This window comes from Nocardia sp. NBC_00403 (assembly GCF_036046055.1).
Taxonomy (GTDB): Bacteria; Actinomycetota; Actinomycetes; order Mycobacteriales; family Mycobacteriaceae; genus Nocardia.
This window is the reverse complement of record NZ_CP107939.1, coordinates 4,190,912-4,214,351: the sequence shown is the minus strand read 5'-3', so window position 1 is coordinate 4,214,351 and position 23,440 is coordinate 4,190,912. Positions and strand designations below refer to the sequence as shown.

At 64.9% G+C, this 23,440-nt stretch carries 19 protein-coding genes; 11 read left to right on the top strand and 8 right to left on the bottom strand.

Annotated elements, in window-relative coordinates; all coding sequences use genetic code 11:
* Positions 1 to 12 precede the first annotated feature (12 nt).
* A complete protein-coding gene (locus tag OHQ90_RS18765) occupies positions 13 to 381 on the top strand; it encodes a hypothetical protein (RefSeq protein WP_328412228.1) in 369 nt (122 codons plus the stop codon).
* Between the two features lie 102 nt (positions 382 to 483).
* Here the strand turns inward: OHQ90_RS18765 and OHQ90_RS18760 are convergent, their stop codons facing one another.
* Positions 484 to 1,503 (bottom strand): aldo/keto reductase, encoded by a 1,020-nt coding sequence (locus OHQ90_RS18760; protein ID WP_328412227.1) that lies wholly within the window; start codon positions 1,501 to 1,503, stop codon positions 484 to 486.
* 568 nt (positions 1,504 to 2,071) lie between these two features.
* Between OHQ90_RS18760 and OHQ90_RS18755 the strand changes: the two genes are divergently transcribed.
* Positions 2,072 to 2,494 (top strand): hypothetical protein, encoded by a 423-nt coding sequence (locus OHQ90_RS18755; RefSeq protein WP_328412225.1) that lies wholly within the window; start codon positions 2,072 to 2,074, stop codon positions 2,492 to 2,494.
* A gap of 5 nt (positions 2,495 to 2,499) precedes the next feature.
* The gene (locus OHQ90_RS18750) at positions 2,500 to 5,070 is read left to right on the top strand and encodes a DUF4132 domain-containing protein (protein ID WP_328412224.1); all 2,571 of its coding nucleotides are present in this window, start codon (positions 2,500 to 2,502) and stop codon (positions 5,068 to 5,070) included.
* Positions 5,071 to 5,351: 281 nt separating this feature from the next.
* Here the strand turns inward: OHQ90_RS18750 and OHQ90_RS18745 are convergent, their stop codons facing one another.
* From OHQ90_RS18745 to OHQ90_RS18725, 5 genes are all read right to left on the bottom strand, one after another.
* A complete protein-coding gene (locus OHQ90_RS18745) occupies positions 5,352 to 6,725 on the bottom strand; it encodes a DoxX family protein (RefSeq protein WP_442941479.1) in 1,374 nt (457 codons plus the stop codon).
* Positions 6,726 to 7,144: 419 nt separating this feature from the next.
* The gene (locus tag OHQ90_RS18740; RefSeq protein ID WP_328412221.1) at positions 7,145 to 7,807 is read right to left on the bottom strand and encodes a TetR/AcrR family transcriptional regulator; all 663 of its coding nucleotides are present in this window, start codon (positions 7,805 to 7,807) and stop codon (positions 7,145 to 7,147) included.
* Positions 7,804 to 8,520: an MIP/aquaporin family protein gene (locus OHQ90_RS18735; protein ID WP_328412219.1), complete on the bottom strand. Its 717-nt coding sequence runs from the start codon at positions 8,518 to 8,520 to the stop codon at positions 7,804 to 7,806. The genes OHQ90_RS18740 and OHQ90_RS18735 overlap by 4 nt, the downstream gene beginning before the upstream one ends.
* Positions 8,520 to 9,017, bottom strand: coding sequence for a DUF3237 domain-containing protein (locus tag OHQ90_RS18730; RefSeq protein WP_328412218.1), 498 nt, complete (start codon positions 9,015 to 9,017; stop codon positions 8,520 to 8,522). Before OHQ90_RS18730 ends, OHQ90_RS18735 begins: the two co-directional genes overlap by 1 nt.
* Entirely contained in the window at positions 9,014 to 9,493 is a 480-nt protein-coding gene (locus tag OHQ90_RS18725) for an ester cyclase (RefSeq protein ID WP_328412217.1), read from the bottom strand. The genes OHQ90_RS18730 and OHQ90_RS18725 overlap by 4 nt, the downstream gene beginning before the upstream one ends.
* A gap of 1,301 nt (positions 9,494 to 10,794) precedes the next feature.
* On the opposite strand from OHQ90_RS18725, the gene OHQ90_RS18720 reads away from it, so the two are divergent.
* The 3 genes from OHQ90_RS18720 (at position 10,795) to OHQ90_RS18710 (ending at position 14,541) form a co-directional block, all read left to right on the top strand.
* Complete coding sequence (locus OHQ90_RS18720) at positions 10,795 to 12,228, top strand: aminobutyraldehyde dehydrogenase (protein ID WP_328412215.1); 1,434 nt, start codon at positions 10,795 to 10,797, stop codon at positions 12,226 to 12,228.
* Between the two features lie 350 nt (positions 12,229 to 12,578).
* On the top strand, positions 12,579 to 13,358 hold the full coding sequence (locus OHQ90_RS18715; protein ID WP_328412213.1) for an enoyl-CoA hydratase-related protein: 780 nt from the start codon (positions 12,579 to 12,581) through the stop codon (positions 13,356 to 13,358).
* 853 nt (positions 13,359 to 14,211) lie between these two features.
* Positions 14,212 to 14,541 (top strand): hypothetical protein, encoded by a 330-nt coding sequence (locus OHQ90_RS18710; protein WP_328412211.1) that lies wholly within the window; start codon positions 14,212 to 14,214, stop codon positions 14,539 to 14,541.
* 395 nt (positions 14,542 to 14,936) lie between these two features.
* On the opposite strand, the gene OHQ90_RS18705 is transcribed toward OHQ90_RS18710, so the two are convergent.
* A complete protein-coding gene (locus OHQ90_RS18705) occupies positions 14,937 to 15,956 on the bottom strand; it encodes an AraC family transcriptional regulator (protein ID WP_328412209.1) in 1,020 nt (339 codons plus the stop codon).
* 128 nt (positions 15,957 to 16,084) lie between these two features.
* On the opposite strand from OHQ90_RS18705, the gene OHQ90_RS18700 reads away from it, so the two are divergent.
* From OHQ90_RS18700 to OHQ90_RS18685, 4 genes are all read left to right on the top strand, one after another.
* Complete coding sequence (locus tag OHQ90_RS18700; protein ID WP_328412208.1) at positions 16,085 to 17,563, top strand: flavin-containing monooxygenase; 1,479 nt, start codon at positions 16,085 to 16,087, stop codon at positions 17,561 to 17,563.
* On the top strand, positions 17,560 to 18,444 hold the full coding sequence (locus tag OHQ90_RS18695) for an alpha/beta fold hydrolase (RefSeq protein ID WP_328412206.1): 885 nt from the start codon (positions 17,560 to 17,562) through the stop codon (positions 18,442 to 18,444). The genes OHQ90_RS18700 and OHQ90_RS18695 overlap by 4 nt, the downstream gene beginning before the upstream one ends.
* A 122-nt stretch (positions 18,445 to 18,566) precedes the next feature.
* Positions 18,567 to 19,520: a 3-hydroxyacyl-CoA dehydrogenase gene (locus OHQ90_RS18690; RefSeq protein WP_328412204.1), complete on the top strand. Its 954-nt coding sequence runs from the start codon at positions 18,567 to 18,569 to the stop codon at positions 19,518 to 19,520.
* Between the two features lie 311 nt (positions 19,521 to 19,831).
* Positions 19,832 to 22,153 (top strand): arylsulfatase, encoded by a 2,322-nt coding sequence (locus OHQ90_RS18685; RefSeq protein ID WP_328412202.1) that lies wholly within the window; start codon positions 19,832 to 19,834, stop codon positions 22,151 to 22,153.
* A 127-nt stretch (positions 22,154 to 22,280) separates the two neighbouring features.
* On the opposite strand, the gene OHQ90_RS18680 is transcribed toward OHQ90_RS18685, so the two are convergent.
* Positions 22,281 to 22,775, bottom strand: coding sequence for a discoidin domain-containing protein (locus OHQ90_RS18680; protein ID WP_328412200.1), 495 nt, complete (start codon positions 22,773 to 22,775; stop codon positions 22,281 to 22,283).
* Between the two features lie 236 nt (positions 22,776 to 23,011).
* Between OHQ90_RS18680 and OHQ90_RS18675 the strand changes: the two genes are divergently transcribed.
* A complete protein-coding gene (locus tag OHQ90_RS18675) occupies positions 23,012 to 23,422 on the top strand; it encodes a hypothetical protein (RefSeq protein WP_328412199.1) in 411 nt (136 codons plus the stop codon).
* Positions 23,423 to 23,440: the final 18 nt, after the last annotated feature.

The following is a 23,440-nucleotide window of genomic DNA, read 5'->3' as shown; positions in this document are numbered from 1 at the left end:
GAAGTGATCTGTGTGGCCGACATTCTCGATGTACTGCACGCTCGCTGCGCTGAGATCGCGGGCGAGGCGATCCTCTCGGGAGAGGAGCATCCCAACCTCACACTGACCACACGCGAGGTGGCGGACCTGCTCAACCACATAGCCGACCTACACCGTCGCTACTATGACATCGACCTCGCTTACCGTGAACTCGACCACCGATACACCGTGCTTCACCGAGCGGCCGGCGAAGCCACCGTATCGCTGGAGAGGATCCGCGCCGCGCTGGAGCAACGCACCGCACACCCGGAAGCCCAGCTACGCCAGGCATGCACCATCGCCCGTTTCGCTGCCCAGAACCTCACTGCCGCAAGCCTGGACACTGAAGGAGCAGGGAGTTGACACCACCGCGCGGGAGCTGGTTCGTGTTCTCGCATGCCAGGACATCCACTCAGGCCTCTGGTCGCCGACGCTCTTGCCGAATTCGCGCTCTGTTGTGGGATTTCATTCCCGACCCACGGAGGTGAAAGACATATCCGCGTAGCGGTTTCCGGCGACCTGTCCCGCGATCGGTTCCAACACGGCGAGCTCGGCGGCGGTCAGCGCGATGGTCGCGGCCGCTACGTTATCGGCCAGCCGGGCGCGGCGGCGAGTGCCGGGGATCGGAACAACCGACAGGCCGTGCACGGTGGCCTGCGCGTGCACCCAGGCGAGCGCGACTTCTGCGAGGGTGATGCCGCGGGCGTCCGCGATGGCGCGCAGCGGGGCGAGTAGTTCGGTGTTGTGCGCGGCGTTGTCGCCGGAGAACCGCGGCATGGTGTGCCGGAAATCTTTCGCATCCGCCGAGTCACCTGCAGGGGTAAAGGAACCGGTGAGGAATCCGCGGCCGAGCGGCGAGTACGGCACGAATGCCACGCCGAGTTCCGCGGCGGCGGGCACCGCCGTGCGCTCGACATCCCGGGAGAACAGCGACCACTCGGACTGTATGGCCGCAATCGGGTGGACGGCGTGGGCCGCACGCAGTTCGTCACCGGTCACCTCGGATAAACCGAGCGCCCGAACCTTTCCCTGCGCAACCAATTCCGCCATCGCGCCGACCGATTCTTCGATCGGCACCGCCGGATTGCGGCGGTGCATGTAGTACAGGTCGATGGTGTCGGTACCGAGCCTGCGCAAGCTGGCCTCCACCGCATTGCGGATGTAGGCGGCGGAGTTGTCGATGCCTCTGTAGGTGGGATCGTCGGCCTTGCGGACGATGCCGAACTTGGTGGCAAGTACCACCCGGTTCCGATTGGCCTCGACGAAATCGCTGAGGAACTCCTCGTTATGGCCGGAGCCGTACATGTCGGCGGTATCGAACAGGGTGACACCGAGTTCCAGTGCGCGATCCAGGGTCGACCGCGACTCGGTCAGGTCGGCGGTTCCGTAGAACTCGCTCATCCCCATGCAGCCGAGTCCCTGCACACCCACCTCGATGCCAGTGCTGCCGAGCGTCGTAGTGGGAAGCGTATCGGTGGAGGTCATGTCGTGATCCCTTCGTGGTAGCGCGGGTGAGAGATACCGGACGGACCGCCGGGACTTCGCCCTCGCGATTCGCTCACCACACTCGCTCTTCTCGTCGAACATCGACGACGCTATCCACCTGGAGTGCACTCGAAGCAAGGCCTGGTGCTCAGAAAAGTGGAACGTCGTCGAACGGGCGATTTGATCGACGCTCACCCCCGGCCGCGCTGCTCGTGGGCCTCCCCGCCTACGGCGACCGAGCGGATGACCTGCTTCGCGTCGACACACTACGAAGCGGTAGCCGGTCTCGAATCCCTATAGAGCTGTTGGGTTTTCGGCATCGCATAGACGACAACGCAGCATTGGAGGCGGCGAGATGAACCTGTCCTCGGAACCAGTTCAATCCAGTCGCGACGGATCGACAGCGGCCGCCGCTACCGCGTCGCTCGGGTGCCGGTGAGCTCCGCTGTCGAGCCAGGGCGCGGACGAGGACGGTTTCCCGGACCGGCCAGGAGCGAGTCGACAACGAACATGTCCGCATCGTGCTCACCGCTCGTTGCTGTCAGCCCCCTGTTTTATGGTGGCGGTCATGGTCGATATCGCGGTGCGCAGCCAGGTGCCCGGCATGTCCGGTGATGATCTGCCGGCAGTGCTGGTACGGCTGGCCGACGAGCGCACGATAGTGCGGGAGCTGGTCCGGCGTGCGGTCGAGGAGCAGATCCGGGAGCTACGCACCGATGCGGCACGCTGTCGGCGGATGCTCGACCGCCAGTACCTGTCCAACGCCGACCTCCGGACGCAGGCCACCAATGGTGCGATCAGAATGCCGCAGCAGGCGCCGGCGGACCCGGACGTTACCGAGGAGGTGGCCCGGGCGCACCGGGCCTTCGCCAGGGGCACATTCGTGGTCTTCGTCGACGGACGGCAGGTCGTCGACCTCGACGAGGAGGTCGTGCTTCGGCTCGGTGCACCGGTGGTGTTCCTGCGGCTGGTCGCGCTGGCGGGAGGCTGATTGCGGTGGAGCGATCCGTACCAGAGATCTACCTCGACGTCGTCCGCGAACAGCGTGAGGCGCTGTGGCGGCTGGTGGACCAGGCGCGGGTCCTGGCGAAGGCCGGCGACCTGGCGGGCTTGTGGGACACCGCCGAGGTGATCCGGCTCCGGATCGAGCACGGCGACGACCAGACGATCGGCAATCTGGCACCACACGTGGGCGACATCGTTTCGGAGCTCGACGATCTCTACGACGCCGGCTTCCCGGTCGACCGGCCGGACGACGTTACCGGCCTGCTTGCCGCGCCGTGGCCGACGGCTCACCGGAAATCTCTGCTGGCCGCCGCCCTGGGGAGCGACGTCCGGCACCGGCAACTGCTCGACGAGATCGCGGAACAGGCCATCGCCACCACCGACACCCACCTGCTGCGGGTGCTCGTGTTCACTCCGCTCGGCACCCTGCGCCGAGAGACCGTGGCGCAGATTCTCGACACGCTGCACCGAGCCGGCGCCCTTGACGACACCGTGGTCGAACGGGCCTTCACCGACGACCGCTACCTCGGCTACGCCATCATCGGCCACTCGCCGACCGGCGACGCGACCAGCCCGCCGCTGACCTGCGCGGACACCGTCCGCAAACACGTGGATGCGCTGACCTGGCGGCTCGTCTCCGCACCAGCCCCCGCCGACTGGGACGAGCTGCCCAAGGTGCTGGCGCCGCGCGGTCTGCGGTTTGCTCGTGCGGCGCTGACCTGGCAAGGCGACCAGCGGGTGGCCGATCACCTCGGGGCGGCGGAACTTACCGACGAGGAACGCACCGCCCTTCTCGACCTGCTGCGGGATCGACCCGTAGAGGAACAACGCCGGGCGTTCGGGTGGCGGCTGCGCGCCGGTGACGCCGACACGCTGCTACCGCTGTTCGACCTGGAACGCGCCGCGCCATTGCTGCGCCTGATCCGGGCGATGCCAGTCGGCGAAGCCACCCGCCAGGACCGGGCGGTCCTCCTCGCCGCGATCGAGAACGCCGGCCCGGACGCTGCTCGGCGCCTGCTGGAACTCGAACCCAATGAGCTGGTCTCCGCGGTCATGGGTGGCAACCGCGCCCAGGTGGTGAAGCGCGTCAAACACAATGCGCTGCAGGGCATCGCCGCGTTCGGGATGCTGCCGCTCGCTCCGGACGAGACGGTCCTCGACCGCTACCTGGCGCTGCGCGAGTCCGCGAAGAAAGGCGCCAAGCTCGGCCCCAACCGCAGACACAGCCACGCCGCCGCGATCGCGGTCGCCCTCGACCACCTGGCGCAGGTGGCCGGCGTTCTGGAGGCGAGCCGCCTCGAATGGGACTGCGAGGCACGCATCGCCACCGAGACCCCCACGGAATTGGCGGTCGGCGACTACCGGATCGCGTTGCAATTCGACGGCGCCGACCCGACGATGGCAGTCAGCCGGGCGGGCAAGGCGCTGAAGTCGGTGCCGGCCACCGTCCGCGCCGACCCCGGCTACCAGGGGCTTCGTGAGCATCAGGAGCGACTGCGGGACCAGGCTCGCCGGATGCGGACCGGGCTGGTGGAGCGGCTGGTCGCCACCGCCGGGACGCTGGCGCCGGACGAGCTGATCCGACTGCGGTCGCTGCCGGCCGGTGCGGCGATGTTGCCTGCGCTGCTCTGGCGGGACCGAGCGGGTGTAATCGACCTGCTCGACCAAGTCGACACCACCGGCCCGGTCACCGCCGTCCACCCCGTCGAACTACACGAGCGCGGGATGCTCGCCGACTGGCAGGCGGAGATCGTGCGACGTCGCCTCCGACAGCCGATCAAGCAGGCGTTCCGGGAGCTGTATGTGCTCACTCCGGCCGAACGCGAGGCGGGCGACGTGTCGCGGCGGTTCGCCGGTCAGACGGTCAACGGCCGGATTGCGGGCCAGTTGCTGTCCGGTCGGGGCTGGTTCACCCATGGTGAGTACGACGATCATCAGGCGACCCGCGTCGTCGGCGACGGCCTTATAGCGGCGCTGCGCTGCGACTTCCACGGCTACTTCGGTATGGGGAACGTCCTTGTCGGTGAGGTCCGCTTTCTGATCAGCGGCCCCCGTGGCCTGGGCCGTTACGGTGCCCCGACCGGCTCGGGCAGTGTCGGTGGCACGCCAGTGCCGCTGGTCGACGTTTCGCCGGTGGTGTTCTCCGAGGTCATGCGAGACCTGGACTTGGTGGTGTCGGTCGCCGGCACCGAGCCGGAGTTGTACCTGTCGCCGGCGCAGGCGGCGAGTCGGGCGCAGGTGCTCGCGGCGCTCATTGCCGACCTGGGGCTGGCCCGCGTCACCGTCGAGGGGCACTCGGCCGTGGTGCGGGGCACCCGGGCAACCTATCGGGTGCACCTGACCAGCGGCAGCATCCACGTCGACCCGGGCGGCTACCTTTGTGTAGTGCCTGCCTCCTTCGGCGCCAAGGCGCACCGGCGGCTGTTCCTGCCGTTCGCCGACGAGGACCGGATGACGAGCGTCATTCTGAGCAAGGTGCTCCTGCTCGCCGAGGACGAGAAGGTCAGCGACCCGTCGATCCTGACTCAGCTCGATTCCCTCACTGGCAAAGCCGCGAACTGACGTGGCCCAGCAGGCGAAATCCGCATGCTCACCACCACTTGCAGAGGGGTAGTCATGGGCGACCTCTTCGGCATCAACCCTGGAACCGCCCAGAAATGGGCCCACTACGCCCAAACGAGCTGGCCGCCTACCTCGCAGCGCGAGCGGACTCAGCGGGTGCCTTCCGGCTATCTGCGGCCGGAAGGTGTTGCCGTGGGCGGCAATTGCGATGTTCGGGCTGCCCCTCGCGATCGAGAATTCGGGTGAGCCTGGTGGACCAGCGGCGCTTGGACGAGGTCATCTCAGCGGAAGTACGGGTATTCCTGAACCCAGTGGAAACCGCGGCTGCGCAAGGGGAAGGAATCCAGGTCGACCTGTTGCAGGGCGATGGTCACCGACCGGCTGTTCAGTTGTCCGGCCATGGCAAGATGATCCGGTGCGGGCTGGTCGAAAGTGAAGGCACCCAAGGGGGTCGGCTGGGTGCCGGGTGCTGTGGGTAGCAGCACCATGGCGATTGTGTATGCGCTGGTGTCGACTATGGCGATCACCGGTACCAGCGTGCCGTCCATGCGCTGGATGGTCGCGTTCTGCCGATCGAAAACAACACGCTGCCAACGAATCTCATCAGTGGCCAAGGCCGGGACCTGCTGGCCCTCGAGGCTGAACTCTGCCACCGTCCAGATCCCGTACAGCGGTGGCTCCTTGCTGCCCGCGCCGTGGTCACGGTACGCATCCAAGCTCGAGTACGCGCCCGAGATGAGCAGCCAGATACCAAGTGCGGCTTGTAAACCCACCGCGATCCGATTCCCACGCGCGCTGCGTAGCAGCGGGCGCCGAGTCGAGCGATCAGCGGGCCGGTCGAGCACCAGCACATTCGCCAGCCTGCGCGCCTCCGGAGCCAACAGCATCGAGCACAGCAGCATCAGGTGAAATGCCAGGATCTTGGCGGGGACGTCGTAGGTCATGTTCAGCACGAACACCTGCATCGTGCACACCAGACTCAGCAGCGCGCCCACCGTCGTCGTTCTCGGAAGGAAGAGCAGCAGTCCGCCGACCAGTTCCGCAGTGCCGAGCAGGATCTCGTACGGCTGCGACACCCCGACCTGGCTCCACAACACGGCCATCGGACTGAAATCCCCGTACGGCTCGAGCAGCCTGGCCAGCGCCGGCGACGGCATCTGGTTGGGGACAACTTTGGAAAGCCCGTAGACCAGCATCTCCACGGCAAGGCATAGCCGGACGAAGAGCAGGAACCAACTGCTCAGCACCACATAGTTCGGCCGGCGCCGATCGAGAACGGTCCATAGGACGGTCGCAACCCCCGCGACGACCAGGATGCAGAACAGCAGCACCCACAGGAACGTCTGGTCACCACTGATCGAATCCTCATGCGCGGCAGCGTCTGTGCCGAACACATGCTCGCCGGCCCATTCGACGAGGGGACGCCACAGGCGTGCGAGCCAGAACGGCGTCGAGTCCGGTAGCAAGCGGCCCACCAGCCCGAGGAACTCAGAGATGATCCGGGGGTACACCAGGCAGAACAGCCCGAAGTACACAAAGCAGAGCCGAAATATGATGCATACGAACGGGTTCCAATGCTGGCCGCTGGTTTCGGGCGGCAGCTCGGCGCCTACCCGATCGTCGACCGACTCTGTACCGACCGCTGCCACTCGCATCCTCACCGTATTCGCCACAGCCCCCGACTGAAGGTATCGAACCAACCAGGTCCGTCTCAGGAAAACCCCGATCTCCGGTCAACGGTCGGCGCGATGTTCCGATCAGGCGGGGCGTTTTCGTCCGGACGGGCACTGCGGTGTCGCGGTGCGGGTGCTTTTGAGGAGGCCGAAAGTTTTGTAGGCGATGTAGCCACGCGCCGGCGAGCTCACCATCGACCGGTGATTGCTGGCCCCAACGCCGCCGACAACCAGAACGGGATCTTGATCAGAAGACCCATCAGCGCTAGCGCGGCCAGCAGGCTCGCGATCCCGCTGGGGTGGCCCGAAGATTAGAAACCGCCAGGGGGACAATAGAACTCGCGCACTGACCGGGAGGTGTCGACCAGCGGTTGGTTCGCCGGTTGATCGACGGCAAGGTGTTAAGGCGAGCAGTTCGCCTGTGATCGAGAGTTCGGCAGTAGGAGACCGTCGATTACCTGGCGCATCTTCCGGATGCTGTCGGAGTCGCCGAGGCGCAGCGCGATATTGGTTGCGTTGAGCATGGCGTCGATCTGGAAGACGGCCAGGTCGATATCAGTTTCCAGGAGCTGTCGGTCGGCGGCAGCCCGCTCGAGTTGTCGCGCGAGGGTGTCGAGCCAAGCGCGGCGTTGTCGCAGCAGTCCGTCGCGGATCTGTCCGGGGTGGCTGTCGAACTCCGGCATAGTGGCGCCCCAGAAGCAGCCGCCGGGAAACAGCGGCTGCTCGGCATAGGCGATCCACCGCTCGATCAGCATACGCATCCGGGCCGCGCCCTCCGGTGCTGCCTGCGCCGGACGGATGACCGCGCCGACGAAGACCTCGCGTGCCGTTTCCACCGTGGCCAGCTGCAGACTTTCCTTGGTGCGGAACAGTGTTTGAATTCCCGGTTTGCTGATGCCGAGGTCATCGGCGAGACGTCCGAAGCTGATCCCGCCCAGTCCGTCCAGCGACGCGATATCGACAGCGTGCCGGGTGATGAACTGGCGCGATCGTGTCCCACGCTGCCGACGCCGATCACCGGTTCGGTCCTTGTCAGGTTGCGGGGCGTCGTGCTCGGTCGTCATTCCCTCGACCTCTCGGTATCTGGTGAGACCGGCAGGAGCCAGCCGAAAAGGACCACAGCGGCGGTGACTCCGATGATTTCGGCGAGTACGAAGCCGGGGACATCGGCCGGACGGATGCCGGAGAAGGTGTTCGTCAACGCTCGGGCAACCGTCACGGCGGGATTGGCGAAGTCGGTCGGCGTGAACCAGAACGCGGCGCCGATATACGTGGCGACCACCCCGGCCACCTTCGAAGGACGGGTCCGCGAGCACACCCACACGGCGCCGACCAGACCGAAGGTCGAGACGAATTCACCGAGCAACTGTGCCCCGCCGTGGCGTGGCGAGGTGGACCACGACCAGACCGGTTCACCGAACATCAGGTCCGCCACGGCCACTCCGGTGACAGCGCCCCACACTTGCGCCGGCACATAGGCGATGGCAGCGCGTCGGGATATGTCGCCGCGGACGGCCAGGGCCGCCGTGACCACCGGATTGAAATGCGCGCCCGACACCGGGGCGAACCATTCGATCAGCGCGAACAGCGCCGCCGCAGTGGCCAATGCGTTCACCAGCAGAGCGATGGCGGTGTTCCCGCCGGCGAGGCGCTGGCCGAGAATGCCCGAGCCGACGACAGCGGTGAGCAGAAACCCCGTGCCGAGTGCCTCGGCCACCAGCCTCCGAGGCAGCGAAAGCTCCTGTGCCGCAGCGGCGGCCATGGTCGGTGTGTGCATCACAGCACGCGCTCGACGTGGTAGGCCACACCGCCGTCGACCAGATACCCCGTCCCGACGGCGACGACATCGTTCAGCCAGGCGTATCGGGTCGATCCGGTTTCGAACAGCGGATTCGTCCGGAAGTAGTAGCGTGCCGGGTCGATCCGGAATCGGGTCGCCGGGTCGGCCATCTCGGCGCGCACTTCCGGCGGTATCACCCAGCGGCCTTGGTAGGTCATGTGCACCAGCTCGTCGTCATCGGTGCGCAGCGTTAGCCGAACGTCCAGCAGCATCGTCCCGTCGGGACGGAACAGCGCCCAGTCGCCACCGCCGGCAACCACCTCGCCGCGCAGCCCGGGTCCCTCGAACGATCCACCGGCCGCGCCGAAGAGCACCCTGCGGCCGAGGACGCCACCGGCGCCGAACTCCAATCGCGGGTTCAGATCCACGACTATGTCGAAAAGTGGTGCGGTTCTGATTGTTTCGACAGCCTTCGCACGCGCGTCCACCGTCATCGCCGGTCTCCCACCGTGCTCGTCCTGCGGCCGGTATCGCCGAACAGTTTGTGCCGCACCGCATCCGTGGACACGCCCGATTGCGCGCACAGGCTGGACAGGTCGAAGAAGAATCGTTCGTTCGCAATCAGGTCGTCTGCGAAGGTAAATCGGATGAACACCGGCACCTCGGCGCGCTCGCCGCTCGGAACGACCCCGAATCGGTGGCCGGTCATGGTCATTCGCGCGGTGCCCCAGCACACCAGCGACTCGCCGTCGTCGGCGTGCCCCTCCAGATCGACGTGATAATCCGGGAACGTCGTGAAGAACCGTGCCAGGGCCTGCTCGTTCTCCGCCAACCCGCGGGCCGTGGTCCCGAATGCCAGGTTCTCCAACACCATTTCGGGGTGGAGCAGCCGCAATGCCGCAGGCAGGTCCTGCCTGCTCTTCGCAACGGCCAGGACCTGCACGAGCTCGAACATGCGGTGACCATCCATGGTGAACATCCTTCGATCGCTGTCGATTCCGAGTCGTGGCGACTCGCCAAACAAAACATACAGTCGACCGTATGTAATATCAACCACCGAACCGACCACTGGAAGACAGCAGGCAGCCGAACGTGAGGCGTGGCCAGGAGAGGGTGTCGCGCACGCGTAGTGGCCAGTAGCCATGCTGAGTGCCGAACGTGCTCGTCGACGGGCCGACGCTCGTTGTCGCCGATACCGGCGCCGCAGCCCTTCCGCCCAGCATGGGCGTGCGACAGATTTGCCGGTAGCCGAATGTGATCTTGAATCGAATCCGCCGGTCATGATGGGCATGCCGTCGCGGCCTGGTTGTGCGGTGTCCAGATCTGGTCTCAGCAAACCTGTAGCGAGAGTCACGCACGAACGCCAGGAACACCCTGATGGACACCTCGTAATTGCGGGCTGTGGACATCGCAATCGGGGCGCTGCCATTGCGCAGGTGATCAATGAACGCCTCGCCTTCCTTCCGTGTCCACTGCCACGGAAACAGGCCTGCGTGTCGATCCGGTCGTCGCTCTTCGGATATGCGATCGAATGTCATAAATAATGCGTGATGTTTCACAGATAAATTCCGCAACCATGTCCGGGCGGTGAAGACATAGTGTGCACTAATATCTCCCGTCCTACTAGACAGTGTCGTGATGGAGTCGACTCCCCAGTTATTGAGAACTGGACCAGCGGGCGCACGGTGGCAGTCGTTCCGAGCTCTCATCTGACGCCGGGTGACAGGGCGCTGCTTCTTTATCGTCCTGGGCGGCATTTCGACGCGGGGTTTCTTGGTGCGCCGATGGCTGGAGCGGTTGTCGTACCCGCCCCGGTACCGGATGGTCGCGAGACAGGGCATGAGCGGCCGACAATGCTGAAACATTCAATGGTGCAACAGGTTCCAAATTCGCGAGCGACATTTCACGCTGTGTCGCCGACCAACTCCGGCCGCACCCAATGCACGTCGACGTCCGACAATGGCCACCGATGGGAGCACCGAACGGCATGGCAACGGTCGCGAGTTCATCGAGCCGGGCCCGCAAGCTGACGAGCGGCAGACGAATGTCATTGCAATGGAAGACGAAACGACGCGAATCACCGCAAATAAGTAAGGCTCCGGCTGCATCGTCCTCAGCAGCGACAAAAGGAGTAAGCTCAATCCATTCGGTGTCGATAACATCGAAATGTTGATGAACAAGTAGTAGCAAACGACGGCGTCCAGATGCCGAGTCGACCGAACCTCCCACGCCAGCGAATTGTCGACTGAACAGAGCAACCGAGGAGGCATCATGACAGTGGTCCAGAACTTCATCGACGGCAAGCTCGTCGACTCGGTCGGCGGTGCGACGATGGCGCTCGTCGACCCTGCCACCGGCGATCAGTATGGCACCGCCCCGGCGTCCAACGAGCAGGACATCGACAACGCGTATGCAGCGGCGGCCAAGGCGTTCAGCGACTGGAAGCGCACGACGCCGTCGCACCGCCAGAAGGCGCTGTTGGATTTCGCCGACGAGTTGGAGAATGTCGCCGACGCGCTTGTCGAGGCAGAGGGCCGCAACACCGGCAAGCCGAACCACGTCACCTTGGCCGCAGAGATCCCCCAGATGCTGGACCAGACCCGATTTTTCGCTGGTGCGGCACGGGTACTCGAGGGCAAGTCGGCCTGCGAGTACCTGGCCGGCCATACATCGTGGATCCGCCGGGAGCCGGTCGGCGTCATCGGGCAGGTGACCCCGTGGAACTACCCGATGATGATGGCAATCTGGAAGTTTGTGCCCGCGATCGCCGCGGGCAACACGGTGGTGATCAAGCCGAGCGACACCACCCCGGTGACGACGGTGATGCTGGCCGAACTGGCCTCCGAACACCTACCGCCAGGCGTGCTCAACGTGGTTACCGGCGACCGGGTGACCGGTGCGGCGGTGGTCGCGCATCCAACCCCGAAGATGGTGTCGATCACCGGTTCGGTGGCCGCGGGCCGTGCGGTCGCGGAGTCGGCCGGAGGCCACCTGAAGCGCACGCACCTGGAGTTGGGCGGCAAAGCACCGGTAATCGTGTTCCCCGACGCCGATATCGCTGCTGCCGCCGCCGGTATCGCGGCCTCGGGCTATTTCAACGCCGGACAGGATTGCACAGCGGCCACCCGGGTGCTCGGTCACGCGTCGGTGGCCGATGACTTGACCGCGGCGCTGGCCGAGCAGGCCGGCAGTGCAACAACGACGTTCGGCAAAGCCGCCGATGACGAGGACGCCTGGGTGCCGCCGGTCAACAACGCCAACCAACTACAGCGGGTGCTCGGCTTCCTCGACGAGGTGCCCGATCACGCTTCGGTCCTGGCCGGTGGGCACCGGCAGGGCGACCACGGGTATTACGTCGAGCCGACGGTCATCGGCGGGCTGCTCCAGCATGACCGACTGAGCCAGAACGAAATCTTCGGCCCGGTGATCACCGTGCAGTCGTTCACCGACGAAGACGAGGCGATCCGGTGGGCCAACGGCGTCGAATACGGGCTGGCATCCTCGGTGTGGACCAAGGATGTGTCGAGGGCGCTCCGCGTGTCGGCCGCGCTCGACTTCGGCTGCGTGTGGATCAACACCCACACCGTGATGGTCGCCGAGATGCCGCACGGCGGGTTCAACTCGTCCGGGCACGGCAAAGACCTGTCGATGTACGGGCTGGAGGACTACACCCGCGTCAAGCATGTGATGGCCAAGATCGACTAGCCAGTCCTCCGCGAGCAATTCTGTCCCCACTCGGCTTGCGACATGCCGAATTTCCGGCGGATACGCGAACCCGGCAAATTATCGGATGTACCGAATGTCGGCAAGAATCCTGATTCCTGCCGAGGCCCGGCTTGGAGTGTCGCGATGAGAGCACATTCCTCGTCTGGTTCTGCACGGTTGCGGATAGCCGTGATGGCGGGCTTGATCGCAGGCTCGGATCACCTGGGCTCTGTCCGGCCCATGCCGTCGACGGTGCACGTTGCCCCAGGAGAGGGCATTCAGCCGTGCGGGCTGCTCTGGATCACTCCGGAGGTGTCGTGTCGTTGCCCGTAGAGATCTACGGTGGAGATATGACCGCCTTGGAGTATCGGCATTTGCTGGTCGCGCGGGACCGTGACACGGTGCGCATCACCATGAACCGGCCGGAGCGGCGCAATGCGCTGTCGGGCGAGCATCTGGCGGAACTGCTCGCCGCGTTCCGGGCCGCCGGCGAGACCGACGCCACCGGGATAGTTCTCGGTGCGCACGGTCCGGTGTTCTCCGCAGGACATGATTTCGCCGATGTCGCCGCGCGCGACCTGCTCGGCGTGCGGGAACTGCTCACACTGTGCACCGAGCTCATGTCGACCATCGAGTCGGTGCCGCAGGTGGTGATTGCCCGGGTGCACGGTCTGGCCACGGCCGCCGGCTGCCAGTTGGTGGCCTCATGCGATCTGGCCGTCGCCGCCGAATCAGCTGGTTTCGCGCTTCCCGGCGGCAAGGGTGGCTGGTTCTGCCACACCCCCGCGGTGCCGGTGGCCCGCGCCGTCGGCCGCAAACGCCTGATGGAACTGGCCCTCACCGGCGACCCGATCGATGCCCGCACCGCCGAACAGTGGGGCCTGATCAACCGAGCAGTGCCAGACGCCGATCTCGACACCGCCGTCGACGAGTTGCTCGCCCGCGCTACCCGGGGCAGCCGAGCCAGCAAGGCACTCGGCAAACGCACTCTCTACGCCCAACTCGACCGCCCTGAAGCAGATGCCTACGCCCTCGCCCTGGAAGTCATGGCTGCCGCCGCTCAACTTCCCGGCGCCCGCGAAGGGATGGCGGCCTTCCTCGCGAAGCGCCCACCCGTCTGGCGCGATTAGCGCCACCAGGGGCTCTTCTCCGGCCTCGCCGAACCGCTCGCCCTCGACGGTGATGCGCTCGATCCGACCGGTGACGGTGGTGCTCGAGAGGTCCGGCAAGAACGCTGAGCGCAAGGAGCTTTGGTGGTGCCCGGACTACTTACGCGCTGCCTGCATCCGGTCGTCCAGTCGTATCCTTGTGCTGCGGTTCATCTGGACCCGCGCATCGCACTGAGTGCCATTGTCACGATGGTGCCACTGACAGACTGGAACGCCGGCGCCGAGCTCGCGGCTCCTTCGGCCCGCACCTGCACGGTGTTCACGCGGTCCTCTTTCGCCCGGTTCACCGAGTTCGCCCAGCGCGCAGCGGAATCCACACCTCCTGAAGTCACCGGCCCAGTGCGATCTGACCGGCCAGCCCCCACCTCGATCCAAGTCAGCTCGAACGAAATGTTCTACCCGGACGCGGAACTCATGCGGCGCGGCTCGGCGAGCACGGCGCGCCGTGTGAATTGCAGGTCTGGCCAGGTCAGGTCCATGCCTTCCAGACCGCCGCGTCGAGCGTGCCCGAGGCGGCCCATGCCGTCACGATGATCGTGGACTTCGTCGAACGTATGTGACGTCCCGCAGTGGCTGAGCCCGCCGCCTGATCCACGTGGTCGTGGCTGCGGCCAGAGAGGTTTTCACCGAACAAAGACTGTCGTCAGCGTTGTCCTCAGGATTGTCGTCGGACTCTGTAGCAGCGTGGGACGTGCGGCCGGTATAGGTTGGGGACAGGGCACCCGTACGTCGGCGCTGTCGATCTCCAACCTGCCGGTTCCCTTCGGGCAGATTGGATGGTGAACACGTTCACTGTCGCTAGAAAGGATCTGTCGTGTTCATGGCAACCACATTCACTAATTCGCGTCCGATATTGGCCCGCGCAGCTGTCGCTGGTGCAATCGCTGCTGTATCCCTGACAATATCGACGATTCCGGCCTCGGCCGATCCGGCGACGTCCGGTGCGGTCGGCACCGAAATCAGGCATGACGGTTGGGACGACCCTCCTGGCTTCCAGAGCAACGGCCACGGCCACGGCAATGATTGGTGGGGCAATGATTGGGGCAAAGATTGGTGGGGGGATCACGACCGCGGTCGCGGCAATGATCCATTGTGGCGGCTGTTCCACAATCTCATACCAGGCGGCGTGTTCGGCAGCAGCTGATCAGGGTCACACAGCGCATCGGTCCGACCGTTTCGAGTGTCGGGACGATGTCGTTTCTGCGCCAGAAGATCAGTCGATGGCCGGGTCGACATCGGACCGGTATTGACAGCGCGATCGGCCTCCGAGGTGCTCAGCTCATCGGCCCGCACTATCGCGACCGTCGTGCGCCCGCTGTCGCCATGGCAAATCATCTACTGCGACAACGCTTCCAGCGATGCGGCAATCTCGTCGTCAAGACCGACCGCCACCTGCCCTGGATGCCAGGCCCACCGTTGTGGTTCGCCGGCGCAGACCTCGGCGAGGATGCGACGGACCCAACGGGGTTCCCCCCGGTATCGGTTCCGCCGAGAGCGAGCGCTACCGGCTTACCGATTCGAAGCGTCACAAGACAGGACTCATGGGACTCGCTGCGCCAGCAACAGGTCCGCTCGGTATTGCCTTGGTGTCTTCCCGAACCATCGTCGGCATGAGCGGTTGAGGGTGCTCTGTTCGGCGTAGCCCAGCAGGCCTGCGATCTGGCTGAGTTGCAGCCGGGGTTCGGCAAGGTATCTGGCCGCTTGGTTGCGGCGTACCCGCTCGATGAGGTCCTGGCAGCTCACGCCCTCGACGGCCAGGCGGCGTTGCAGCGTCCGTGGATGCATCGTCAGTTGGTCGGCGATGACCTCGGCGCTGCACTGGCCGGTGGGCAGCAGCCTACGGGCCAGCTCGGCCACGCGTTCGGACAGCGCCGTGGTGCTCGGAACGTAGTGGGCCTCCATGTACTTCGTGGCGATGCGCCTGGTCTCGGGGTCCGCGCTGTCGATACGCCTGGCGGCCAAATCCCGGGGCAGCACGAACCCGCACGACGGCTGCCCGAAGAGCACAGTGCAACCCAGCGCCTCTCGGTAGGCAGCGTCCGAACCCAGCCGGCCGTGCACGAATGAGACCGAGCGGGGGCGCGCCTCAGGTCCGCCGAGCAGGCGAATCATGCGAACAGCGTTGGCCATGCTCAGCTCATACCCCTGGGACATCTGTAGCGGAGTCGGCTCGGTCATCTTGTAGATGAACTGGAGGTCGGCGTCCGTAGTCCGAGCGACTGCCAGCTTCAATGCCGGGGAATGGACATATAGGTAGCGCGCGATCGATTCCAGTCCACCGAGCAAGGTCTGAGCATTCCGCGCGATCACCGCGATGGGCCCGAGGATGTCCAAGCCCTGCCAGCGTGCCAGGCGAAGCCCGAAGTCCGGACAGTCCAGGTCGGCGGCACTCGCCTCGAGCAGACGAACGGTCGCCTCGAAGGAGACGAACGCATCCTCCTGGTATTCGATACCCGGCTGGATGTGGAAGCGCGACAAGAAAGGCCCCGGGTCAGCACCGAGCTCCCTTACCAGATCGCCGTACCCCCACAGGTTCGTGGCACGGATCAGACTGCCCATGCGACCACCTCCCTATGTCGGAAAATGATAAAAATATGTCGGGAACTGTCAAGATCTGTGACGTGGCGCATAGTCATCCTGTTTCTACAACGTCTGTGAAACACAGCACGCGGAAGCAAGAGGAAGCCATGCACGCACCACATTTCGACGTCTTGATCATCGGTGCCGGCCTGTCCGGCATCGGTACGGCCTCTCGAGTGACGGCCGCGTTCCCCGACAAGACCATCGCCGTACTGGAGCGACGCGAGCGACTCGGCGGCACGTGGGACCTTTTTCGCTACCCCGGTATTCGTTCGGACTCCGACATGTACACCTACGGGTACAAGTTTCGGCCGTGGCGCGACCTGAAGGTACTCGCCGACGGCGGGTCGATCCGGGAATACATCGCGGACACGGCAAGGCAGTTCGGCATCGACAAGAAAATCCACTACGGCCTGAAGATCGTCACCGCGGACTGGTCGACACCCGAATCCCGCTGGACAGTGACCGCCCTGGAGGAGGCGACCGGGCAGACGCGCATCTTCACCTGCGGCTACCTCGTCAGCTGCACCGGCTACTACAATTATGACGCGGGCTACCTACCCGCCTTCCCCGGTATGGAGCGATTCAGCGGCCGGTGTATCCACCCCCAGCACTGGCCGGAAGATCTGGATTATTCCGGCAAGAAGGTTGTCGTGATCGGCAGTGGCGCCACTGCCGCCACCCTGGTGCCGGCGATGGCTCGCGACGCCGAGCACGTGACCATGTTGCAGCGCTCCCCGTCGTATGTATTCTCGCTGCCCGCCTTCGACAGAATCTCCCAACTGCTGGGCCGATTCCTCCCGCAGGACTGGGTGTATTCGATGGGTCGCAAACGGAACATCGTATTCCAACGCCAGCTCTACCAGGCCTGCCGTCGCTGGCCCCGTCAGATGCGCCGGTTCCTGCTCTGGCAGGTGCGCCGCAATCTCGGCGCCTCCGTCGACATGAGTCACTTCACTCCGAGCTACATGCCGTGGGACCAACGGATATGCGCTGTGCCCGATGGCGATCTGTTCAGGGTGCTGGCATCGGGCGACGCCTCCATCGTCACCGATCAGATCGACACCTTCACCGAGAAGGGCCTCCTGCTGCAGTCCGGGCAGGAACTGGAGGCCGACATCATCGTCACCGCCACCGGTCTCGACATCCAGATGCTGGGCGGGATGACACTCTCCGTCGACGGTGAGCCGCGCAAGCTGCGCGATCAGATGACCTACAAGGGCTTGCTCGTGGAGAAGTTGCCAAATCTGGCCTGGGTCTTCGGATACACCAACGCGTCATGGACGCTGAAGTCCGATATCGCCGGCGCCTACCTGTGCCGCCTGTTCAAGCACATGGACGATCACGGCCTCACCGTGGCAACCCCCCACGATATCGAGCACTCCGCGATGGACGAGGGCATTTTCGACACGCTGCAGTCCGGCTACGTGAAACGCGCGAAGAACACACTGCCACGCCAGGGATCCAAGTCTCCGTGGAAGTTGCTGATGAACTACGAGCAGGACTCCAAGATGCTCCTCGACGACCCCATCGACGACGGCCTACTGCGGTTCGAGGCCCCCGCGCTGGAAGGCGCCATGGCATGAGCACGCCGACCTACATCACCGTCGACGGTCGACGCACTCGCGTGCGAATCGGTGGCGATCCCGAGCGCCCGCCTGTCCTGTTACTGCACGGAATCGGCCGCAGCCTCGAAGATTGGGCACCCCAGTTTCAACGACTGGCCCGCACCCAACGGGTCATCGCCCTCGACGTTCCCGGATTCGGCTTCTCGGACCGTCCTCAGGAACACATCACGCTGCCGGTGCTCGCCCGCGGGGTCGCGGAAACGCTTGGCGCCCTCGGTGAGAAGCGACCACTGCACCTCATCGGGAACTCGCTCGGTGGTGCCGTGGCCATGCAACTGCTCGCTCTCGAACCGGAACGGGTGGCGAGCCTGGTGCTGGTCAACAGTGCGGGATTCGGCTCGCAGGTCGCCATCGCGCTGCGGCTGCTGGCTCTGCCCGGCATCGGGTACCTGGCGACTCGACACACCACCCGCCTTGCGGCGGAGGTGAACGAGCGCTTGATCTTCGCCGACAAGTCCCTGGTCACGAAGGAGCGGGTCGACCACGCCCGCACCATCGCCAAACAACCTGACCCCGGTGACGTGACCTACGAGACCGCCCGTGCGCTGGCTACTGGCCGAGGAGTCAGGCCCGAATGGCGGGCCGAGCTGATCGCGGCCGTCGCGAAGCACCCTCGACCGACTCTGGTCGTCTGGGGCGACCGCGACCGCGTACTACCCGCCCACCACCTCGACACCGCACGCCAACTGCTACCGCACGCCGACACTCATCTGTTCACCGGCGTCGGGCACATGCCGCAGATCGAGCGCCCCGATGAGTTCGCCGAGCTCGTACTGGCTTTTCTCGCCGGCGCCGCAACGGCCAGGAGCCAACCAAGTGCCGCGCACCTCAGTCGGTAAACACGACAAGAAGCGGCTTCGCAGGATTCACGCCGACAGCGGCCTCGATGTCATCGAGCTCGCCTGAGGGCGCGCAGCGCTTGCCGCAATCGCATCAAGAAAACCGATCAGAGGAGACACCCATGTCAACGCTCGATAAGGTGACTGTGCTCGGTGGCGGAGTTCTCGGCGGACAGATCGCCTGGCACTGCGCTTTCAAGGGCAAAACTGTTGTCATCTACGACATTTCGGAAGAAGCGCTGGACCGGTGCCGCGGAGCTCACGGCCAGTACGCGTCGATCTATCTCGCCGAAATCGGCGCGTCAGAGCAAGATATCGCCGATACCTACGCCCGGCTGACCTACACCACCGACATTGCGTCGGCAGTGGCCGGCCAGGACCTCGTGGTCGAGGCGGTTCCCGAGATCCCGGAACTCAAGACAAAGGTGTACACCGAGATCGCGGGCCTGCTGGACGCTCGCACACTTATCGCGACGAACTCCTCGACGCTACTGCCTCGCGATTTCGCCGAGGCGACCGGCCGTCCCGGCAAGTACTGCGCGCTGCACTTCGCGAACCTGATCTGGACGTTGAACGTCGCCGAGATCATGGCGCATCCCGGTACGGCCGCCGACACCCTGACGCACATCACGGAATTTGCCATCGAGATCGGCATGGTTCCCGTGCCGATGCACCGGGAGCAGAATGGATACGTCCTCAACACCTGGCTGGTCCCACTCCTGAACGCCGCCCAAACACTCGTCACCAACGGTGTCGCGACACCGGAGGACATCGACCGGACCTACATGATCGTCAACCGGGGAGTCCCACGCGGACCCATGGGCGTATTCGACGTGATCGGCATGAAGACCGCCTACGACGTGCTCGCCTACTGGGGAGAACGCAACGACGACCAGCAGATGCTCGCCAATGCCGCCTATCTGAAGGAGAACTTCCTGCACCAGGGGAAGCTCGGGCTGCAGTCCGGACAGGGTTACTACAACTATCCGGACCCCGCCTACGCCGATCCCGACTTCCTTTCCGTACCACAGATATCGAGCGCTTCCGACATAGCAGCACGCGCAATGCTCACCTAGCGAACGGCGATACGGGATCGCGGCGAATTCGGGCGGCGAGGAAGATCGTGCGGCGCCCCACTTGCACAGCGTGGTCGGCGAACCGTTCGTAGTAGCGCCAAATCCACCGCGGCGATGATGCCATCGTTCCACCCCAGCATGAGGATCGTGGTCAGCAGTTCGTCGTGGATACGTTCCATCGTCTCGTCCTGCCGGTACGGGCCGACACGCGCGTTGTGTCCAGTATGTCCCGCGGGGGTGTCGGGCGAGCCACACATGCGCGATACTGAGAATGACGTCCGGCTCGTGAGAGAAGAAAGGATGTCGGGCCGATGGGAATTGTTGCCGATCTGATCCCCGGTGGCGATACGCTGCCGTTCCCGCCGTCCCCGTCCGGCAGCATCGCTGGACGCACTATGCAGGAATCGGTGTATCGACCACGGCCGAAGGTACGTCGACTGCCCGAGGACGCACCCAACGTGGTGATCGTTTTGATCGACGACGCCGGGCCCGGACTACCGGACACCTTGGGCGGCGAGGTTCGCACCGACACCCTGAGCCGGATCTGCGCGGATGGGGTGTCCTACAACCGATTCCACACCACAGCGATGTGCTCGCCGACGCGGGCGGCGCTGCTGACCGGCCGCAATCACCACCGCGTGGGCAACGGCCAGATCGCCGAGTTTTCCAACGACTGGGACGGTTACTCCGGACACATTCCCCGCTCCAGCGCCACTGTAGCGACGGTCCTGCGGCACTACGGCTACAGCACCGCCGCATTCGGCAAATGGCACAACACTCCGGCAGAGGAGACCACCTCGGCCGGGCCGTTCGACAACTGGCCCACCGGGGTCGGCTTCGACTACTTCTACGGCTTCCTCGCCGGCGAGGCCTCGCAATACGAGCCCAACCTGGTCCGCAACACCACCATCGTCGGGCCCCCGCAGACCCCTGAGCAGGGCTACCACTTGAGCGCGGACCTCGCCGATGACGCGATCGACTGGCTGCGCAAACACAAGGCGTTCGACGCGGACAAGCCATTCTTCGTGTACTGGGCCAGCGGCTGCCTGCACGGACCGCACCACATCATGAAGGAATGGGCCGACCGGTACGCGGGCAAGTTCGACGACGGGTGGGACGCCTACCGGCAGCGGGTCTTCGCACGGGCCAAGGACACCGGATGGATCCCGCCCGAGGCGGAACTGACCGAGCGGCACCCTGAGATGGCGGCGTGGGACGACATCCCCGACGACGAGAAACCGTTCCAGCGGCGGCTGATGGAGGTCGCGGCCGGGTTCGCCGAGCACTGCGATGTCCAGGTCGGTCGCCTCGTCGACGAGCTGGATCGGCTCGGCTACGGCGAGAACACCCTGATCTTCTACATATGGGGCGACAATGGATCCTCCGGTGAGGGGCAGGACGGGACCATCTGCGAACTGCTCGCCCAGAACGGCATTCCCACCACGGTGGCTCAACACATCGCCGCCCTCGACCAGCTCGGCGGACTCGACGCGCTGGGATCGCCGAAGACCGAGAACCAATACCACGCCGCGTGGGCATGGGCGGGCAGCACACCGTTCAAGGGGTTGAAGCTGCTGGCCTCACACCTCGGCGGCACCCGCAACCCGATGGCAGTCCGCTGGCCCGCCACCATCATCCCCGACCCTGTGCCGCGCGACCACTTCCTGCACTGCAACGACGTCGTCCCGACGATCTACGACATCATCGGGATCGCCGCGCCCCGGATGGTGGACGGATTCCCGCAGGACCCGCTCGACGGTGTCGGTTTCGCCGAGACACTCCTCGACCGGGACGCACCCGGCGGCAAAACTACCCAGTACTTCGAGGTCATGGGCAGCCGCGCCATCTACCACGATGGCTGGATGGCATCGGCGTTCGGTCCGCGGGTGCCATGGGTGCCCGGCCTGCCGCCCGGCATCACCGAATGGACACCCGACGACGACGTGTGGGAGCTGTACCACCTCGACGAGGACTACTCCCAGAACCGCGACCTCGCCGCACAGCACCCGGACAAGCTCGCCCAGCTGAAGGAGATCTTCGCGATCGAAGCGGCGAAGAACAAAGTACTCCCGATCGGCGGCGGACTGTGGGTGCCGGTCCTGCACCCCGACCAACGAATCTGCCCGCCCTACACGCGGTGGGAGTTCCCCGGCCACATCACCCGGATGCCCGAATTCTGCGCACCCGCATTGGGCAACAAGAACAACCGGGTCACCCTCGACGCAACCGTCCCCGACCACGCCAGCGGCGTCCTCTACGCGCTCGGCGGCTCCGGCGGTGGACTGACCTGCTACCTCGACGACGGCTACCTCTGCTACGAATACAACCTGTTCATCCTCATGCGCACCAAGATTCGGTCCACGACACCACTGACCAGCGGCCGCAAAACCATCGAGCTGATCACCGAATACACCGAACCCCGCCCCGGCGGGCCCCTGCACATCACCGCCTGCGTCGACGGCGAACAGATCGCCGAAGGCGTCGTTCCCATCAGCGTGCCACTGGCCTTCACCGCCAACGAGTGCCTCGACATCGGCACCTGCCTCGGCTCACCGGTGTCCCTGGACTACTACGACCGGGCCCCGTTCCCGTTCACCGGCCACATCGACACGATGCGCGTCGAATACACCTGACCGAGGAGCCGCGGCATCGAGTAGCCCGTCCGGCCGACCGAGGTAGATGTCGATAGACGCTATCTGCTGCACGCTGCCGAGATCGATCATCACGTGACCGCTCCCGATCGCAGAGGGGCTTCAGCGTTCAGTGATGCCCCTCTTGTGCCGTTACCGGAACACCGAAATCGGCGGCTTCACGAGTGATCTGCAGCGGGACCGACTGCCGAACCTGGAACGATCGAATGGCGAGATTCGGCTTGACAGCGTCGAAGCTCACTCGGACATATTGCGCCTGAGTACCTGCGGGCAAGGAAACGTGCATCTCGGGCTGCCCGGCGGCAAGCGAGGCCTGGTGGCGCCAATTCGCACCATCGACGGAAGTATCCACTTCCCCGGATGGTGGCAGCAATCCGCCGGCCGGGGTACCGAAATAGATGTCGATTCTGTCCAACGACCGCACACTTTCGAGGTCGACCCGTACGAATGGGGATGTGCCGTCGCTCATGCGCGGGTCACTCTGCCAGTAGGTTTCGAGATTCCCGTCCAACATTTGTGGTACCACGTATGGGGGCTTGGTCGCGAGGCCGAACACCGTGGCTCTCATGTTTGCAGGCCGCGCCATGGTGAGCGCGCCGAGCACGACCAGGTTGCTGACCTCGAGGTCGGGGGTGCGGACGGTGACTGTGGTGGACAGTGTGCGTTCGACGGCGTTGTTGCCGACTTGGACGGTCGCTATCGACCACAGTCACCGTTCGCGTCCCCGACCTCGAAGTCGGCAATCTCAGGGTGCACGGTGCATTCACCATCGCGGCGCTTCTGCCGACAGCCAGCGTGACACCGCAGCTCGGTGTCGACGAGAGGCATCCATTGACGAACATGCTGAACGACAATCTCGAAACCTACTATCTCAGCGATGCGCCAGTCCAGACCAATGACACCGTGGAACTCGACCTCCACACCTCTGAGAAGATCGACACCATCGACGTGTATTTCGGCGACCCGGACGGTGGAAACCTGCCACCGAGCGGGGAGTTGCAAATCCGTGTTCTCGGGCTCTGGATTCGTGTGGCCGAAATAACCCCTGGGCAGCATGAGCTACATTGGTCCCCGGAGTCGCAACCTCCGCTGCGATTCATTCGGCTGAAATTCCGCGAGACCTCGACGACCGCCCTCGCTATTCGATCGTTGCGTGTATCGCCGTCTCCATGGCCGCAGCTGCAAGTAATCCGCGGCGCCGCCTACTTCGATGTCCCGGTTACCGCACGTCGAGGCATTACCGAAGGCTAGTACTCCAGCAGCACTTGG

What these genes read in the sequence shown, in the direction of transcription:
- OHQ90_RS18760 (WP_328412227.1), bottom strand. Translation starts at nt 1,503, where the DNA reads ATGACCTCCACCGATACGCTTCCCACTACGACGCTCGGCAGCACTGGC.
- OHQ90_RS18755 (WP_328412225.1), top strand. Translation starts at nt 2,072, where the DNA reads ATGGTCGATATCGCGGTGCGCAGCCAGGTGCCCGGCATGTCCGGTGAT.
- OHQ90_RS18745 (WP_442941479.1), bottom strand. Translation starts at nt 6,725, where the DNA reads ATGCGAGTGGCAGCGGTCGGTACAGAGTCGGTCGACGATCGGGTAGGC.
- OHQ90_RS18740 (WP_328412221.1), bottom strand. Translation starts at nt 7,807, where the DNA reads ATGACGACCGAGCACGACGCCCCGCAACCTGACAAGGACCGAACCGGT.
- OHQ90_RS18735 (WP_328412219.1), bottom strand. Translation starts at nt 8,520, where the DNA reads ATGCACACACCGACCATGGCCGCCGCTGCGGCACAGGAGCTTTCGCTG.
- OHQ90_RS18730 (WP_328412218.1), bottom strand. Translation starts at nt 9,017, where the DNA reads ATGACGGTGGACGCGCGTGCGAAGGCTGTCGAAACAATCAGAACCGCA.
- OHQ90_RS18725 (WP_328412217.1), bottom strand. Translation starts at nt 9,493, where the DNA reads ATGGATGGTCACCGCATGTTCGAGCTCGTGCAGGTCCTGGCCGTTGCG.
- OHQ90_RS18720 (WP_328412215.1), top strand. Translation starts at nt 10,795, where the DNA reads ATGACAGTGGTCCAGAACTTCATCGACGGCAAGCTCGTCGACTCGGTC.
- OHQ90_RS18715 (WP_328412213.1), top strand. Translation starts at nt 12,579, where the DNA reads ATGACCGCCTTGGAGTATCGGCATTTGCTGGTCGCGCGGGACCGTGAC.
- OHQ90_RS18705 (WP_328412209.1), bottom strand. Translation starts at nt 15,956, where the DNA reads ATGGGCAGTCTGATCCGTGCCACGAACCTGTGGGGGTACGGCGATCTG.
- OHQ90_RS18700 (WP_328412208.1), top strand. Translation starts at nt 16,085, where the DNA reads ATGCACGCACCACATTTCGACGTCTTGATCATCGGTGCCGGCCTGTCC.
- OHQ90_RS18695 (WP_328412206.1), top strand. Translation starts at nt 17,560, where the DNA reads ATGAGCACGCCGACCTACATCACCGTCGACGGTCGACGCACTCGCGTG.
- OHQ90_RS18690 (WP_328412204.1), top strand. Translation starts at nt 18,567, where the DNA reads ATGTCAACGCTCGATAAGGTGACTGTGCTCGGTGGCGGAGTTCTCGGC.
- OHQ90_RS18685 (WP_328412202.1), top strand. Translation starts at nt 19,832, where the DNA reads ATGGGAATTGTTGCCGATCTGATCCCCGGTGGCGATACGCTGCCGTTC.
- OHQ90_RS18675 (WP_328412199.1), top strand. Translation starts at nt 23,012, where the DNA reads ATGCTGAACGACAATCTCGAAACCTACTATCTCAGCGATGCGCCAGTC.